We start from the raw sequence: 13,682 nt of genomic DNA on the forward strand, positions 1-13,682 counted from the left end.
CAAGATCCCTGGGGAGGGCGAGCCGAGATGATGGGACCATCGCACGCGCTGTCCGGCGCGGCGGTATGGCTGAGCGGGTCCTGGGCGCTGCAGCACTTCTACGACTACGAGCAGTCACCGTTGGCGTTGGCCGTCGGGACCGCCGTCTGCGCCGGTGGGGCGCTGCTGCCCGACCTCGACCTGTCCGGCAAGGTCACCCGCAACCAGGGCGGCGCGACCGTGGCCCGCACCTTCGGCGTCTTCTCGCTGTTCATCGCCGAGGTGGTGGAGAAGGTTTCGCTGGGCGTCTACTACGCCACCAAGCTCAGCCGCGACCCGAGGCGCAACAACGGCCACCGTACGCTGACCCACACGATCCCGTTCACCGTGCTGGTGGGCTGGGGCACCACCACGCTGTGCGCCCGGTACGGCAAGTGGGCGGTGATCGGCATCCTGTTCTTCATGATCGGCCTGGCCCTGCGCGGCCTGTTCGACGAGTGGGCCGAGCGCGCGGGCTGGCTCATCGTCACCCTGGTCTCGGCCGGTGCGGCCGTCTTCACCGCCGCCAACCTCCCCGGCGACCGGGGGTATCCGATGATCGGTCTCGCCGTCGGGGTGGGCTGCTTCGTGCATATCATCGGTGACATGATCACCCGGGCCGGCGTACCGATCCTCTGGCCGATTCCGATCAAACGTCGGATGTGGACGCCGATCAGCCTGCCGGACCGGATCGCGCTGCGGGCCGGCGGGCGGACCGAGATCGTCTTTGTCCGCACCGCGCTGACCATCGTGTCGGTGCTGGCCGCGGTCGGGCTGGTCGCTCCCTCGGTGCTGCAGAAGTTCAACCTCGACATATGAGCGTCGAGGCCGTCGACCCGGCGATCGTGACGGCCGACGAGGCCGTGCCACGGTTCTGGCGGCAGCTCGGCCTGCCCGGCCTGGCCGACGTGCACGTGCACTTCCTGCCGCCGAGGCTGCGGCGTCGGGTGTGGGAGTACTTCGACTCCGCCGGCCCGCTGGTGGGGCTGGAGTGGCCGATCCGGTACCGGTGGAGCGACGAGGAACGCGTCGCCCACCTGCGCCGCCTCGGTGTACGGACGTTCAGCGCGCTCGCGTACGCTCACCGGCCCGGCATGGCCGAGCAACTGAACCAGTGGACGCTGGAGTTCGCCCGCGACACCCCCGGATGCCTCCCCTCGGCCACGTTCTTCCCGGAGCCGGAGGCACCGCGTTACGTGGCCGAGGCGATCGACGCGGGTGCCCGGGTGTTCAAGGTGCACCTCCAGGTTGGTGGCTTCGCACCCACGGATCCGGCGCTGGAGCAGGCCTGGGGCCTGCTCACCGAGGCCGGCGTACCGGTGGTCGTGCACGCCGGGCACGCGCCGGTGGGTACCGCGCACACCGGGCCGGACCCGTTCGCCGCGCTGCTGGCCCGGCATCCGCGGCTGCCCGCGATCGTCGCCCACATGGGCGCGCCGGACTACCCCGCCTTCCTGGATCTCGCCGAGCGCCACGAGCGGGTACGGCTGGACACCACCATGGCGTTCACCCCGTTCTTCGACCAGTTCGTGCCCTTCCCGGCCGAGGAGTTGCCGCGGCTGCGCGAGCTGGGTCTGGCTGGCAAGGTGCTGCTGGGCAGCGACTTCCCGAACATTCCCTACCCGTACGCCGACCAACTGACCGGCCTGGCGCGGCTCGACCTGGGCGACGACTGGCTCCGGACGGTCTGCTGGCAGACCGCCGCCGACCTGTTCGACCTGCCTGCCCCAACCTGACCCGCCCGCGACCGGTGGGCCGGCCCGAAGCGGAGTCCCGCGTCAGACGCCGACCCGTTGTTCGGGAACGGTCAGGCCGTAGAGGGCCATCAGCTCGGGGGTGTCGACCCGGCTGCCGTCGGCCACCGCGTCGCAGGCGATGTCGACGATCTGGTCCTTGTGGGCCAGCAGGTAGGGCCGGGCACCGACGTCGGCGCTGGCCAGGGTGGCGATGCCCGGCCAGTGCCGGCGGCCGAACAGCATCGGATAGCCGCGCAGCCCGTTGTAGGTGGCGCAGACCAGCACGTCGGGGAAGGGCAGGGCGGCGACCCGGCTCACCGCCGCGGCGGTGAGCCCCGGCATGTCGACCGGCACCACCACCGCCGCCTCCACCCGCTCGTCGTCGATCCCGGCGAGGCCGGCGCGGATGGACGAACCGACGCCCGTACCCCAGGCGCGGTTGACCACCACCGTGGCGCGACTGAGGTCGGCGGTCTCGCGGACCTGGTCGGCCGCGGCACCCAGGACGACCACGATCTGTCCGCAGCCCGCCTCCGTCAGCGTGTCGATCATCTGGTCGACCAGGGGCTTGCCGCCCTGGTGCAGCAGGGCCTCCGGCCCGCCGATGCGGCGGCCGCCCCCCGCAGCGATGATCATTCCTGCGATCCGGTTCAGAGCTGCGCTCCCTCCAGCGTGGGAGCGGTCGGGGCCGCGTGACCCCGACCGTCCCGTCCTACGCACATCGTTTGCAACGACCACGGTCGGAGGAGAGTGGCGGGGCATTTGGTGTAAATTGGGTATCTATCAGGCTCGCACCGACAGATGCTCCCAGCGCACGCCCTGGTAGTCGCCGTGCTCGGCCAGGAACCCGTCGAACTCGTCCAGGGTCAGCGCACCGGGAATCGGGTACCGCGCGGGGATCTCCCGCAACGCCTCGTCGTAGCGGGCGAAGATGGACATCTCATACGGATAGGTGTCCAGGTCCCGGCCGATGTACCGGCCGCGACGGCGGGCCCGCGCGGTGACCGCCCGCCAGTCCTCCGCCGACGGCGCGCCCACCGCCTCCACCCCGTGCTGGAACAGCGCCAGGTCGATCTCGTCGAAGGGCTCCCGGTCGTCCAGGTACCGCTGCACGTCACGCAGCGACGGGTCCATGTTGAACGTCATCCAGAACGGCACCGTGCCGGTGCGCAGTGTCCACCACGGCGCCAGCACGATGAACGACTCCACGAACAGCCGGTTGGCCGGAATCCTCCGCTGCCGGTACCACCACCTGTACAGGTCGGCCACCATCGGCGAGGGTTTGGCCGGGGTGTCGAAGACCAACCGCCGCAGCCGGTAGCCGTGCTCGCGGGCGAACCGCTCGATGTCCTCGCCCAGGGCGGGAGCGAACCCCCACTCCGCCTCGGGGCTGACGCTGTCCGGCTCCGGACCGTGCCAGCGGCGCACCGGCGAGTCGTACCGTTCGAGGTACTCGGCGACCCGCTCACTGCCGGCGTGGAACTCCTGCTCGGTGGCGCCGCCCACGGCTCCGTGCTGGAAGACGTGCCGGCTGCCCAGGCTGGTGGTCCGCCACCGACGCCGGCAGTCGGAGATGATGATGGTTCCGCCCGGCTCCAACGTCGACCGCAGGAACCGCTCGTACGCCGGCCCGAGCACCTGCCGCTTGTACCGGAAGTACGTCAACGCCCGGACCATCAAGCGGTCCTGGTTGGCGTCGTGCATGTGGTGCAGTCGGATGTCGGGGTTCGCCGCCAACAGCGCGCGGCCGGGCCGCAGTCCCTTGCGCATCGCGGTCGTCGGGTCGTCCGGATGCACCCACTGCCGGACCGGGATGAAGAAGGTCTGCGGCAACCAGGGCATTCCCAGCGCCGCGCACAGGTGCACCAGGGCCCCGCACGAGGAGCCGATCAGCACCGCCGGGTAGGAGCGCTGCGGGTACTCGCTCACCACCCACTCGTTGACCTCCTCCACGTTGATGCGGCGCATCCGCCGGGGGCTCACCGCCTCGGTCATGCCCGAGCCGATGAAGGCCAGCTCCCGCAGCCGGCGCGGCAGCACGTCGGTGAGCTTCACCAGCGGCTTGAGCGCCGTCGGCTGCCCGAGCGCCGGGAACGGTTCGCCACGCAGGTATCTGGCGGTGGCCATCAGCATCGCCGACGCCGAGTCGAAGCTGGCCAGGAAGTTCGGCTCATTCCCCACGGGTCACTCCCCCCGCCGTCGACGCTCGACCCGGTCGAGGAAGCCCAGCACCACGCGGGACAGTTCCACCGGGTTGTCGTGGCTCATCGCGTGCACCACACCGGGCAGCGTGACCAGGTCGCCGTCGCAGCGGGCACGCAGGTTCCGGACCCAACCGTCGGAGACGAGTGGATCGCGGGTGCCCCGGCAGATCAGCACCGGCATCCGCAGCCGGACGACCTTCTCCTCGGGACGTTCGGCCAGCACGTACGAGAAGGTGCGGATCACCCGTCCGACTCCGGCCCGCCGGTAGTCGCCGGCCTGGATGGCCCGCAGCCGCAGGGACTGGGTGGCCTGCTCCACCTGCCACCGCCACAGCTGGCTGCGCCACCGCCGACGGGCGGGCTCGACGATCGGGCTCGCCAGCACCAGCGAGTCGACCGCCGTCGGGACCCGCAGCGCCGCGTCCAGGGCGACCTGGCTGCCCAGGGAGACACCCACCAGCACCGCCGGGCCCGAGGCGCTCGCCCGTAGCCAGGCGGCCAGCGCCTCACCCAGCTCGGGGATCGTCGGTACCGGCTTCGGCTTGTCGCTGCGCCCGCAGCCGGGCAGGTCCGGGGCGAACACGAGGCCGCCGGTGGCCAGCCGCCGGGCCGTCGGTGCCACCATCCGGGCGGCCACCCCGAGGCCGTGAACCAGCACGATCGGCGGACGGACCGAACGGGTACCCCACCGCAGGCCCCGCACCCGCCACGTCGACGACCCGTCGACGCCGGCCCGCGACCGCCAGGCAGCCGGAGCGGGCACGGTGACGGTGTGCTCCTCGGGCCCGGGCAGCTCGACGCCCGGCGGCACGGGACGCAGGTCACGCGCCAGGTCGCGGACCTCGCCGGGTCGGGTCAGCGCCGTCATCGGACGTACCGGCGCGCCGTCGACCGTCCCGTGGTGCCGGCGTGTGCGGCCGAGACCACGGTCGCCACACCGACCAGCAGGCCGGTCACGAGCAGCGCCCGCGACCAGCGCGACCGGCGGGTCGACTCGGGACGCCATCCGTCGTCGACCCGGGCACCGAAGTCCGGCGGCTCGAAGAGATTACCCTCGCTTGGTGCGGTCGGATGGTCGGTGAAGTGTTGCCGGCTCAACACCCGCGCGCCGGCGCGCTCCACCATGCCGGGCACGATCCGGGCGGCCAGGACGCCGAACCGGCTCGCGCCACCGACCGGAACCTCCCGGCGCGGATGGTCGACGCAGCGCACCACCTGGGCGGCCACCCGGTCGGCGGAGACCGGACGCCCCGGCGGCACCACCTGGCGGCCGGTCCAGTTCGCCGCGACCCGGAACAGCGGGGTGTCCACCGGGCCCGGCAGGACCGTGCAGACCGTGATGCCCTTCACGTCCAACGACTCCTGGCGTACGCAGTCGCTCAGCGCCCGGATGCCGTGCTTGCTGGCCACGTACGCGCTCTGCTGCGGGAAGCCGGTGTGCCCGAGCACCGAGGAAACGTTGATCAGGGTGCCGCCGCCCTGCTCACGGAACCACGGCAGCACCGCCCGGGTCCCGTGGTACACGCCGAACAGGTTCGTCTCGACCACCCGGTGCCACAGCCGTGCCGGCACCTCCTCGGTGCGCCCGTACATGTTGACCGCGGCGTTGTTGACCCAGACGTCGACGCGCCCGAACCGCGCCACCGCCTCCGCGGCGACCCGGTCCATCGCCTCGGCGTCGGTGACGTCGGCCGGTGCCACCAGCACGTCGGCCCCGCGTCCCCGGCACTCGGTGGCCAGTTCCTCCAGCGCGTCGGCGCGGCGGGCGGTGAGCACCAGGGCCCCGCCGGCCTCGGCGAAGCGCAGTGCGCAGGCCCGCCCGATGCCGCTCGACGCACCGGTCACCACCACGACCCGATCCCGCCTGCCCATACCGCCCCCCGGATTGTTGTGAGGCTTAGCCTACGTTTTGCGGTGATCTGACCGCTCCGTTTTCACCGTCTGTCGACCGAGGAGGGAACCCCGTCGGACAGCGCCGGTCGACGCCGTCGCCCGGTCGCCTGCCGTCACCGTCGGCCGCCGCCACCTCAGTCGAAGCGCTTGGCGGCGGGGACCCCGAAGGGCGACGCGAGCGGTCGTCCCCAGTCCCGCCACGGCGGGCAGCCCAACGGCGGCTCACCGTCGAGGAACCGGTTCACCTCCCGGTAGAACGCCGGCCGGTCGGGTAGGTACGGGTGTGCCACCCGCAGCGGGCACACGTTGCGCTCGACCGGTAACCGCCACCCGTCAGGCATCAGCGGCAGGTCGGTGGCGGAGGTGAGACTCACCGCCCGGGTCTGCGCCGGTAGCTGGCGATCGAACAGGCGGGCGACGGTGTTCGCCTCGGCCAGCAGTTCCCGCGCCGCCGGTGCGTCCGACTCGAACTCGAAGTCCACCGCGTCGGCGACGGGAACCAGCAGCCGGAGCAGGTCCCCGGCCACCCGGCCCCGCCCGTCCCGGCCCGGTGGCGGATAGCCGACGATGCTCTCCGGGAACGGGCCGACCAGCACCAGGACGTCCACCTCGGGCGCGAGGTCGCGGGTCACCGCCGCCCAGGCAACCCAGGCACCATGCGAGTGACCCATCACCACCAGCGGCCGCGGCAACTGCCGGACCTGCTCAGCGAACACCTCCACCTGCTCGTCGAAGGGACGCTGGGTGTCCGCCGGCCCATAGGGCGAGCCCGTGTCGATCGGGCACAGCGCCCGGCCGCGCGGCTGCCCGTCACCCGGCCCGGCGTAGGAGAAGTAGAAGGTCTGGTCACAGTCGTAGCCCAGCTGGTCGGTACGGCTGCTGAACATGGTCCCCCGCCCGGACGCGGAGTTGATCCCGGACATCAGCAGGATCGACCCCGCCCTGGGTTCTGCCGGCTCACCCGGCTCCACCGGCCGGGTCGTGACGAACACCGTCGCCGCGAGCAGCACCAGCGCCAGCACCCCGGCCAGCCGCCACAGCGGCCGGCGCGGTGCCGGTCGGCTCAGCACCCGGATCGTCGCCGCGGTGGCCAGCGCGGAGGCGGGTACCAGCCACACCGCCACGGCGGGCGCCGCGGTGGCCAGCGCCCCGATCGCGGCGACGACCACCGCGTACCCCAGCATCGCCGGGGCCCGGAACCCGGCGCGGGCAGCGCCCGCCCACGCGCCGAGGAACCGGTCGCGACCCTGCCAGGGCACCGGTCCAGCCAGCATGACCAGCACGGCCACCACGGTCAGCGCCGGCCAGAACAGCCGGGAGTAGAGCAACGCCGCGGCCGCGTACACGGCCTCGGCGGCGACCAGCAGCAGCGGAAGCGCGACCAGGTAGAAGATCAAGGCGAAGCGCACCCGGGCCCGGGTGAACCCGCCCAGCATCAGCACCAGGACGCAGACCCGGAGGGCCAGCGCGGCGGCGAGGCCAACCAGGAACAGCGGCCAGGAGGGCGCCCAGGTGAGCAGCAGGCGCAGGTCGCCGTAGAGGTCCAACGGAGGCAGGCCGACCAGGTGCACCACCCCGGGCCAACGCGGCAACGCCCCGACCCCGGCGGAGACGGTGACCAGCACCGCCACCACGGCCAGCGGCCACAGCCGCACCGGCCGGGCGTCCGGCGGCGTCACCCAACCGGCGATCCGACGCGCCGCCGTGGTCACCATGCCTCCGATGCTTACCTACGGTCGCGCTCCTGTCCCGCACAATGAACCCTTTTCATCCCGAACCGCGCGACGCTCGCGCGCCGCACGACCTTTCTCCCGCGGCTCCGACCCGTCGCGCTCGATGGGCAGCAGTACCACGAGCCGGGCCGGCTAGGGCTCCCGGCGGGTGGCCAGTCGCAGCCGACGTTTGACGCCACCGGCCGCCCGGGTCCGGAGCCGGGTGAGCACGTTGACGTTGTCGCGGTCGTTCTCCGGCCGCTGGGTGAGGGAGTCGGCGTGACCCAACATCGCGACGATCGTCTCGACGGCGACCTGAAGCAGGTGTCCCTCGTCCAGCTCATCGGGGCTGGTCGTCTGCCGCATCGTGGTCGGGCGCAGTTCGTCCAGGTCGCCGACGATCCGGCAGGGGTAGTCCTGAAGTTCCTTGATCTGCTGCTCGGCCAGCTCGCGCACCCACTCGGCGCGGTCCAGACCGACGCCGAACGTCGCCCCCTCGCGCTGCTTGAGCACGGCGTCGACCAGGTGCCGGTGGACCACCTTCTGGTACGGCGTCCGCAGCGGGTACCGGTCGCCCAGCTCCAGGTTGACCCGACGGAGCAGTTCGATCTCGGCCGCGCCGAGCGAGGGGTTCGAGGTCGGTTCCGCCAGCTCGCACAGCCCCACCGGAATTCCCATGATGCCGGCGAACCGGTGCCACAGGAGGTCCCGTGGGGCACCGGGCGGCGGAACCGTCACCAGGTACCGCCGCTCCGCGGGGACCAGGTCACCCCACCGGCGCAGCATGCGCGGGGCCGTGTGATTGTCCCAGAACGCCTCGGCCTTGCCCTGTTCCACGGCGCGCATGAACGCCTCGAAACGCCAACCGCTGCGCGCCCGGACGCTCTGCTGCCAGAAGGACGGGAAGGTGCGCCAGAGGTCACGACCGGCCGCGATGACGTGAACCTCCGCGGCCTCCAGACTCTCCACCGCCCGGGCGGCCTGGGCACCGGTCGCCGCGCCGAGCCCTTCGTTGCTGATGATCACGTCGCCGGGCCAGTCGCGCGCCTGCTCGGCCAACCGGTCCCAGGTCCAGTAGGCGTCGGTGTCCCGCCAGTACGCCTCACGCAGGTCGGCCATCGCCTGGTCGTGCGCCATCGCGCTACCCGGCAACAGGATGCCCGCGTCCTGCAACGCGCCGCTGTTTTCCCAGAGCACGTTCTGCACATAGGTGCTTCCGGTCTTGGGCGCACCGATGTGCAGATAAACGCGTCTGGCCATGCCGCCTCCCGGGAACCGACATCTTGTCGATCAAAGTGGTCACGTTTGCCGAGCCAGGGTGACATACGAGGTGGGTCCGCCAAAACAGCGGGAGACGCCTGGTCAAACAGGCGAATTGATTACCTATCCCAAACGAATGGGCCGGGAAATTCGGATGAACAATTGCCGCCGGTACGGACGGCCAGCGCGCACTCAGTGCGCGTCGGCGTAGCACTCCACGACGGACAGGTCCAACGGGAAACGGACCGGAGTGTCCCCGAACAGCAGCGCGGTGGCCCGCCGTCCGGCCCGGTGAACCGCCTCGGCGACCCCCTCCGCCTGCTGCGCCGGGCAGTGCACGATCACCTCGTCGTGCTGAAAGAAGACCAGCTCCGCCCGGGTGCCGGCCAACTCGCCGCGAAGGACCGCGAGCAGGGTGGACGCCCACTCGGCGGCGGTGGCCTGGATGACGAAGTTGCGGGTGAACCGGCCCCGGGAGCGGGCCGCCCGGGCCCGTGGGGACTGGGCGTCACCGGCCAGGTCGGCGTCGACCACGCCGTCGTCGTCGGCACCGGATCCGCCGTTGCCCGGCGGGCAGGTCCGCCCCAGCCAGGAGCGCACCAGACCACCCGCCTCGCCGGTGCGCGCCGCCGCCTCGACGTAGCCGAACGCGGTGGGGTAGCTCCGCCGCAGCACCGCCAGGGCCGGTATCGCCGACCCGCCGGTCTGCCCGTACATCGCGCCGAGCAGCGCCAGTTTGGCGCGGCCCCGGTCGCCGTCGAACGCGTCCCGGGCCAACGCGGCGTAGAGGTCACCGGTGGCCCCCGCGGCGGCGAGCCGGACGTCACCGGAGACGGCCGCCAACACCCGGGGCTCCAACTGCCCGGCGTCGGCCACCACGAACCGCCAGCCCGGGTCCGCCACCACCGCGCGGCGGATCACCTTCGGGATCTGCAACGCGCCGCCGCCCCGGGTGGCCCAGCGCCCCGACACCACCCCACCGGGCACGTACTCCGGCTGGAACCGGCCGTCGCGCACCCAGGCGTCCCGCCACGCCCGGCCGTGCGCCGTCCAGATCCGGTACAGCTCCTTGTACTCCAGAACCAGCGGCACCGCCGGATGGTCCACCCCGCGCAACACCCAGGCCCTGGTGTTCGGCAGCTCCACCCCGACCCGCGCGAACGCCTTCAGCAGCTCGGCCGGGCTGTCCGCGTGCACCTGCCGGACCCCGAACGCGTCGGCGATCCGCCCGGCCAGCTCCGCCAGCCGGCGCGGCGGCCCGCCCACCGGGGACGGCTCACCCAGCAACTCGGCCAGGACCGCGTCGTGCACGTCGGCCCGCCAGGGCAGCCCGGCCGCCCCCATCTCGGCCGCGACCAGCGCGCCGGCCGACTCGGCGGCCACCAGCAGCCGGAACCGTCCCGGGTCGGCGGTCGCCGCGACCCGGTCGAGCTGGTCGGCGTACACCCGGGTCAGCGCCGTGATGCCGGGACCCGGCGGCCCGGGCACGGTGTCGAAGAGCGCGGCCTGCCCGCCACCGGGCGGTGCGGCGGCCCGCGGCGGCGGGTCGGCCGGCACCGGCGCACCGGTCAGCCGTGCCCACGCCGCGGCCAGCCCGCGAGCCTCACCCCACCGGCCGGCGTACCCGAGCAGCAGCCCCTCGGTCAGCTCCACGTCGTGACAGCGTCGCACCCGGACCCCGGCGCGCAGCAGCGCCGGGTAGAGCGCCGCACCGGAGGCCCAGACCCAGCGCGGCCGGTCGACCCGCTCCCGGGCGGCCACCGCGGCCGGCAGGTCGGTGACCGGCTCGGGCGCGCCCAGCGGCGTGCCCGCCGGGTCGAGGGTTTGCAGAACTCCCCCGCCCCGCTCGTCCGAGACCACCGCCACCAGCACGGACGCGATTCTGCCCGGCCCCTGCGACACACCGGCACCGACCACCCGGCGGCGACGCCGACCGGAACCGCGCGGGTTGTCGTACCCGTGTGTGAGGCTTCGGGGCATGGCAACCTTCGTTCTCATCCACGGCGGCGGTGGCAGCGCGTGGGACTGGCATCTCCTGGTCCCTGAGTTGGCGCGCCGCGGCCACGACGTGGTGGTGCCGGAGTTACCGATCGAGGACCCGGCGGCCGGGTTCGCGCAGTTCCGCGAGACGGTGGTCAACGCGATCGGTGACCGCGGCGACCTCGTGGTGGTGGGGCAGTCGTACGGTGCGTTCACCGCCCCGCTGATCGCCGAGAAGCTGCCGGTGCGGCTGATCGTCCTGCTCACTCCGATGATCCCGAAGCCCGGTGAGCGTCCCGGGGAATGGTGGGACACCACCGGTTACCGGAGTGCCGAAGGGCTCAGCGAGGAGCAGCAGTTCTACAACGGGGTGCCGGCCGAGATCGTCGCGGAGGCGCCGACGCACAGCCGCAACCAGGCCAGCGTCGAGTGGGACGAGCCGTGGCCGCTGGACGCCTGGCCGGACGTGCCGACCAAGGTGCTCATCGCCCGCGAGGACAGGTTCTTCCCGGCGGAGTTCCTGCGCCGGGTGGCCGCCGACCGGCTCCACCTCACCCCGGACGAGATCGACGGCGGCCACTCGGTCGCGCTCAGCCACCCGAAGCAGCTCGCCGACCGGCTGACCGCATACCTGGAGTAGTGGGCAGCAGCCGGTCGCGCAGCACGACGGGCCGTGGCGAGTCGGGGCTATTGTGCGGCGCATGCCTGTTCCCGGTTGGCTCGACGACACCCGGACCTCCTACGACACGGTGGCGGTCAACTACGCCGACCTGCTCCGCGACGCTCTCGCTCGGGAGCCGTTCCAACGGGGCATCCTCGCGCTCTTCGCCGAACTGGTCCGCGCCCAGGGCAACGGGCCGGTCGCCGATGTCGGCTGCGGCCCCGGCCGGATCACCGCCCACCTCGACAGCCTCGGCCTGGACGCGTTCGGCATCGACCTGTCACCCACGATGATCGACGTGGCCCGGCGGGACCATCCCGGCCTCCGTTTCGAGGTCGGCACGATGACGAGCCTCGAACTGCCCGACGGTTCGCTGACCGGCCTGCTCGCCTGGTTCTCCCTGATCCACGTCCCCGACGACGAGATCCCCACGGTCCTCTCCGAGTTCCACCGGGTGCTGCGACCGGGCGGAGTCGTGCTGCTCGGATTCCACAACGGCGACGGCAGCCGGCTCAAGACAGAGGGTTACGGCGGCCTCCCGATGAACGTCCACGTGTACCGGCGGCCACCGGACCGGGTCGCGGCGTGGCTGGATGCCGCCGGCTTCACCGTCGAGGCCGAACTGACGCACCGTCCGGAGCCGGGAGTGCAGGGCGGGTTCGTCTTCGCCCACCGGTGAGGTGGGCCTGCGCCGTGACCGGGCAGGCACCTACCAAGACCTGGCATGAACACGACGTGGACGAAGGAGCCCATCATGACGCAGTCGACGTCCCTGTTGGAGCGTCTGCACCGGGTCGGGATGCGTGATGTCGTCACGGTGGAGCCGGCGACGGGTGGGGTCGCCGCCCTCGCCGGCATAGCCACCCGCCGGGACGCGCCGCCGCTGTTCGTCAAGGCACTCGCCGATGTTCCGGCCGACGACGTCTTCGTCGCGGAGGCCGAAGGCCTGGCCGCCCTGCGCGACCTCGGCGGCCTGGCGACCCCCGAGGTAATCCTGGCGGACCGGGACCTGCTCGTGCTGTCGGTGCTGCGGCCGAGGCCGCACAGCGAGACCTTCTGGGAGAAGTGCGCGCACGCGCTCGCCCGGCTGCACCTGGGCACCACCCATCCCCGCTTCGGCTGGCACCGTGACAACTGGCTGGGTCGCCGCCGGCAGATCAACACCTGGAACGACGACGGCTTCGCGTTCTTCGCACAGCATCGGCTGCTTCGCTGGCTCGGGGAGCCCCGCGTCGACGCGGCGCTCGACCCCGAAGACCGGGCTGCGCTGGAGCGGCTGTGTCACCGGTTGCCCGACCTGCTGCCGGCCCGGCCGGCCTGCCTGACCCACGGCGACCTGTGGGCACAGAACGTCCTGGCCACGACGGACGGGCAGCCCGCGCTGATCGACCCCGCCGTGTCCTACATGTGGGCCGAGGTCGATCTCGCCCACGTGTGGTCGACCGCGCCCCCACCCGAGGCACAGCGGTTCTTCGCGGTCTACGCGGAGCTGACCACCCTCGACAGCGGCTGGCAGTCCCGCATGCCGATCGTCCAGCTGCGACAGCACCTCGCCGTGCTGGCGCAGTTCGACGAGGACTGGGGCGCGACGGAGCTGATCCGGGCCACCCTTGCCCCGTTCCGGAAGCGGGTGCGGTGAATCAGTGTGCGCACGGTGCTGCCGGCGGCCACCGCTGTCCGGATACCGGCGTGGATCACGTCGTCGGATGACAAGCTGACAGGTATGGACAGGGACGATCTGCTCGCCTGGATCGCGGCGTACGAGCGCGCGTGGCGGACGCCGGGAACACAGGCACTGGCCAGCATCTTCACCGCTGAGGCGAGCTACCGGCAGGGGCCGTACCGGGAGCCGGTGACCGGCTTGCCGGCCATAGCCCGGATGTGGGAGGACGAGCGGGACGGCCCCGACGAGGTGTTCCAGATGACCAGCGAAGTCGTCGCGATCGAGGGCGACACCGCGGTGGCGCGAATCGAGGTCCGGTACGGCGACCCCGTCCGCCAGGAGTACCGCGACCTGTGGATCATGCGCTTCGCCGAGGACGGGCGCTGTCGTTCCTTCGAGGAGTGGCCCTTCTGGCCGGAACAGTCGGGCGTCTCGCCGCCACCTGGAAGCTGACCCGGCTCGGCCACCTACTGCGGTACCCGGCCGCCCACCCGGATGATCGACGAGCTTCGGCCCACAAACCGGGGATCAATCAAATGCATTTGATGTAAGGTC

General features: G+C 72.2%; 13 protein-coding genes. 6 read left to right on the forward strand and 7 right to left on the reverse strand.

The genetic code is table 11. The annotated features are described in order from the left end of the window. Positions 1-27 precede the first annotated feature (27 nt). Positions 28-837, forward strand: a complete 810-nt coding sequence (locus tag SM447_RS22420; protein ID WP_474574807.1) for a metal-dependent hydrolase — start codon at positions 28-30, stop codon at positions 835-837. Beyond that, positions 834-1,754, forward strand: a complete 921-nt coding sequence (locus SM447_RS22425; RefSeq protein ID WP_474574808.1) for an amidohydrolase family protein — start codon at positions 834-836, stop codon at positions 1,752-1,754. Before SM447_RS22420 ends, SM447_RS22425 begins: the two co-directional genes overlap by 4 nt. Before the next feature lie 42 nt (positions 1,755-1,796). Here SM447_RS22425 and SM447_RS22430 read toward each other — a convergent pair whose 3' ends face one another. The 7 genes from SM447_RS22430 to SM447_RS22460 all read right to left on the reverse strand — a co-directional run bounded on the left by SM447_RS22430 (position 1,797) and on the right by SM447_RS22460 (position 10,725). After that, positions 1,797-2,390, reverse strand: coding sequence for a nucleotidyltransferase family protein (locus tag SM447_RS22430; RefSeq protein WP_474574809.1), 594 nt, complete (start codon positions 2,388-2,390; stop codon positions 1,797-1,799). A 147-nt stretch (positions 2,391-2,537) separates the two neighbouring features. Further along, positions 2,538-3,935, reverse strand: a complete 1,398-nt coding sequence (locus SM447_RS22435) for a hypothetical protein (protein ID WP_474574810.1) — start codon at positions 3,933-3,935, stop codon at positions 2,538-2,540. A 3-nt stretch (positions 3,936-3,938) separates the two neighbouring features. Beyond that, a complete protein-coding gene (locus SM447_RS22440) occupies positions 3,939-4,826 on the reverse strand; it encodes an alpha/beta fold hydrolase (protein ID WP_474574811.1) in 888 nt (295 codons plus the stop codon). Beyond that, the gene (locus SM447_RS22445; RefSeq protein WP_474574812.1) at positions 4,823-5,830 is read right to left on the reverse strand and encodes an SDR family NAD(P)-dependent oxidoreductase; all 1,008 of its coding nucleotides are present in this window, start codon (positions 5,828-5,830) and stop codon (positions 4,823-4,825) included. The genes SM447_RS22440 and SM447_RS22445 overlap by 4 nt, the downstream gene beginning before the upstream one ends. A 155-nt stretch (positions 5,831-5,985) precedes the next feature. Next, positions 5,986-7,566, reverse strand: a complete 1,581-nt coding sequence (locus SM447_RS22450; RefSeq protein WP_474574813.1) for an alpha/beta fold hydrolase — start codon at positions 7,564-7,566, stop codon at positions 5,986-5,988. Between the two features lie 150 nt (positions 7,567-7,716). Then, complete coding sequence (locus tag SM447_RS22455; protein ID WP_474574814.1) at positions 7,717-8,823, reverse strand: hypothetical protein; 1,107 nt, start codon at positions 8,821-8,823, stop codon at positions 7,717-7,719. Positions 8,824-9,015: 192 nt separating this feature from the next. Continuing rightward, positions 9,016-10,725: a bifunctional 3'-5' exonuclease/DNA polymerase gene (locus SM447_RS22460; RefSeq protein WP_474574935.1), complete on the reverse strand. Its 1,710-nt coding sequence runs from the start codon at positions 10,723-10,725 to the stop codon at positions 9,016-9,018. A gap of 76 nt (positions 10,726-10,801) precedes the next feature. Here SM447_RS22460 and SM447_RS22465 point away from each other — a divergent pair, with 76 nt between their 5' ends. The 4 genes from SM447_RS22465 (at position 10,802) to SM447_RS22480 (ending at position 13,580) form a co-directional block, all read left to right on the forward strand. Further along, on the forward strand, positions 10,802-11,443 hold the full coding sequence (locus SM447_RS22465) for an alpha/beta fold hydrolase (RefSeq protein ID WP_474574815.1): 642 nt from the start codon (positions 10,802-10,804) through the stop codon (positions 11,441-11,443). Between the two features lie 61 nt (positions 11,444-11,504). Next, positions 11,505-12,143, forward strand: a complete 639-nt coding sequence (locus SM447_RS22470) for a class I SAM-dependent DNA methyltransferase (RefSeq protein ID WP_474574816.1) — start codon at positions 11,505-11,507, stop codon at positions 12,141-12,143. A gap of 75 nt (positions 12,144-12,218) precedes the next feature. Then, complete coding sequence (locus SM447_RS22475; protein ID WP_474574817.1) at positions 12,219-13,103, forward strand: fructosamine kinase family protein; 885 nt, start codon at positions 12,219-12,221, stop codon at positions 13,101-13,103. A gap of 84 nt (positions 13,104-13,187) precedes the next feature. After that, a complete protein-coding gene (locus tag SM447_RS22480; protein ID WP_474574818.1) occupies positions 13,188-13,580 on the forward strand; it encodes a YybH family protein in 393 nt (130 codons plus the stop codon). Positions 13,581-13,682: the final 102 nt, after the last annotated feature.

The organism is Micromonospora aridisoli (assembly GCF_056150025.1).

Bases quoted from the DNA above. Each gene is read 5' to 3' on its own strand.
- SM447_RS22420 (WP_474574807.1), top strand. From the start codon at position 28: ATGATGGGACCATCGCACGCGCTGTCCGGCGCGGCGGTATGGCTGAGC.
- SM447_RS22425 (WP_474574808.1), top strand. From the start codon at position 834: ATGAGCGTCGAGGCCGTCGACCCGGCGATCGTGACGGCCGACGAGGCC.
- SM447_RS22430 (WP_474574809.1), bottom strand. From the start codon at position 2,390: ATGATCATCGCTGCGGGGGGCGGCCGCCGCATCGGCGGGCCGGAGGCC.
- SM447_RS22440 (WP_474574811.1), bottom strand. From the start codon at position 4,826: ATGACGGCGCTGACCCGACCCGGCGAGGTCCGCGACCTGGCGCGTGAC.
- SM447_RS22445 (WP_474574812.1), bottom strand. From the start codon at position 5,830: ATGGGCAGGCGGGATCGGGTCGTGGTGGTGACCGGTGCGTCGAGCGGC.
- SM447_RS22450 (WP_474574813.1), bottom strand. From the start codon at position 7,566: ATGGTGACCACGGCGGCGCGTCGGATCGCCGGTTGGGTGACGCCGCCG.
- SM447_RS22455 (WP_474574814.1), bottom strand. From the start codon at position 8,823: ATGGCCAGACGCGTTTATCTGCACATCGGTGCGCCCAAGACCGGAAGC.
- SM447_RS22465 (WP_474574815.1), top strand. From the start codon at position 10,802: ATGGCAACCTTCGTTCTCATCCACGGCGGCGGTGGCAGCGCGTGGGAC.
- SM447_RS22470 (WP_474574816.1), top strand. From the start codon at position 11,505: ATGCCTGTTCCCGGTTGGCTCGACGACACCCGGACCTCCTACGACACG.
- SM447_RS22475 (WP_474574817.1), top strand. From the start codon at position 12,219: ATGACGCAGTCGACGTCCCTGTTGGAGCGTCTGCACCGGGTCGGGATG.
- SM447_RS22480 (WP_474574818.1), top strand. From the start codon at position 13,188: ATGGACAGGGACGATCTGCTCGCCTGGATCGCGGCGTACGAGCGCGCG.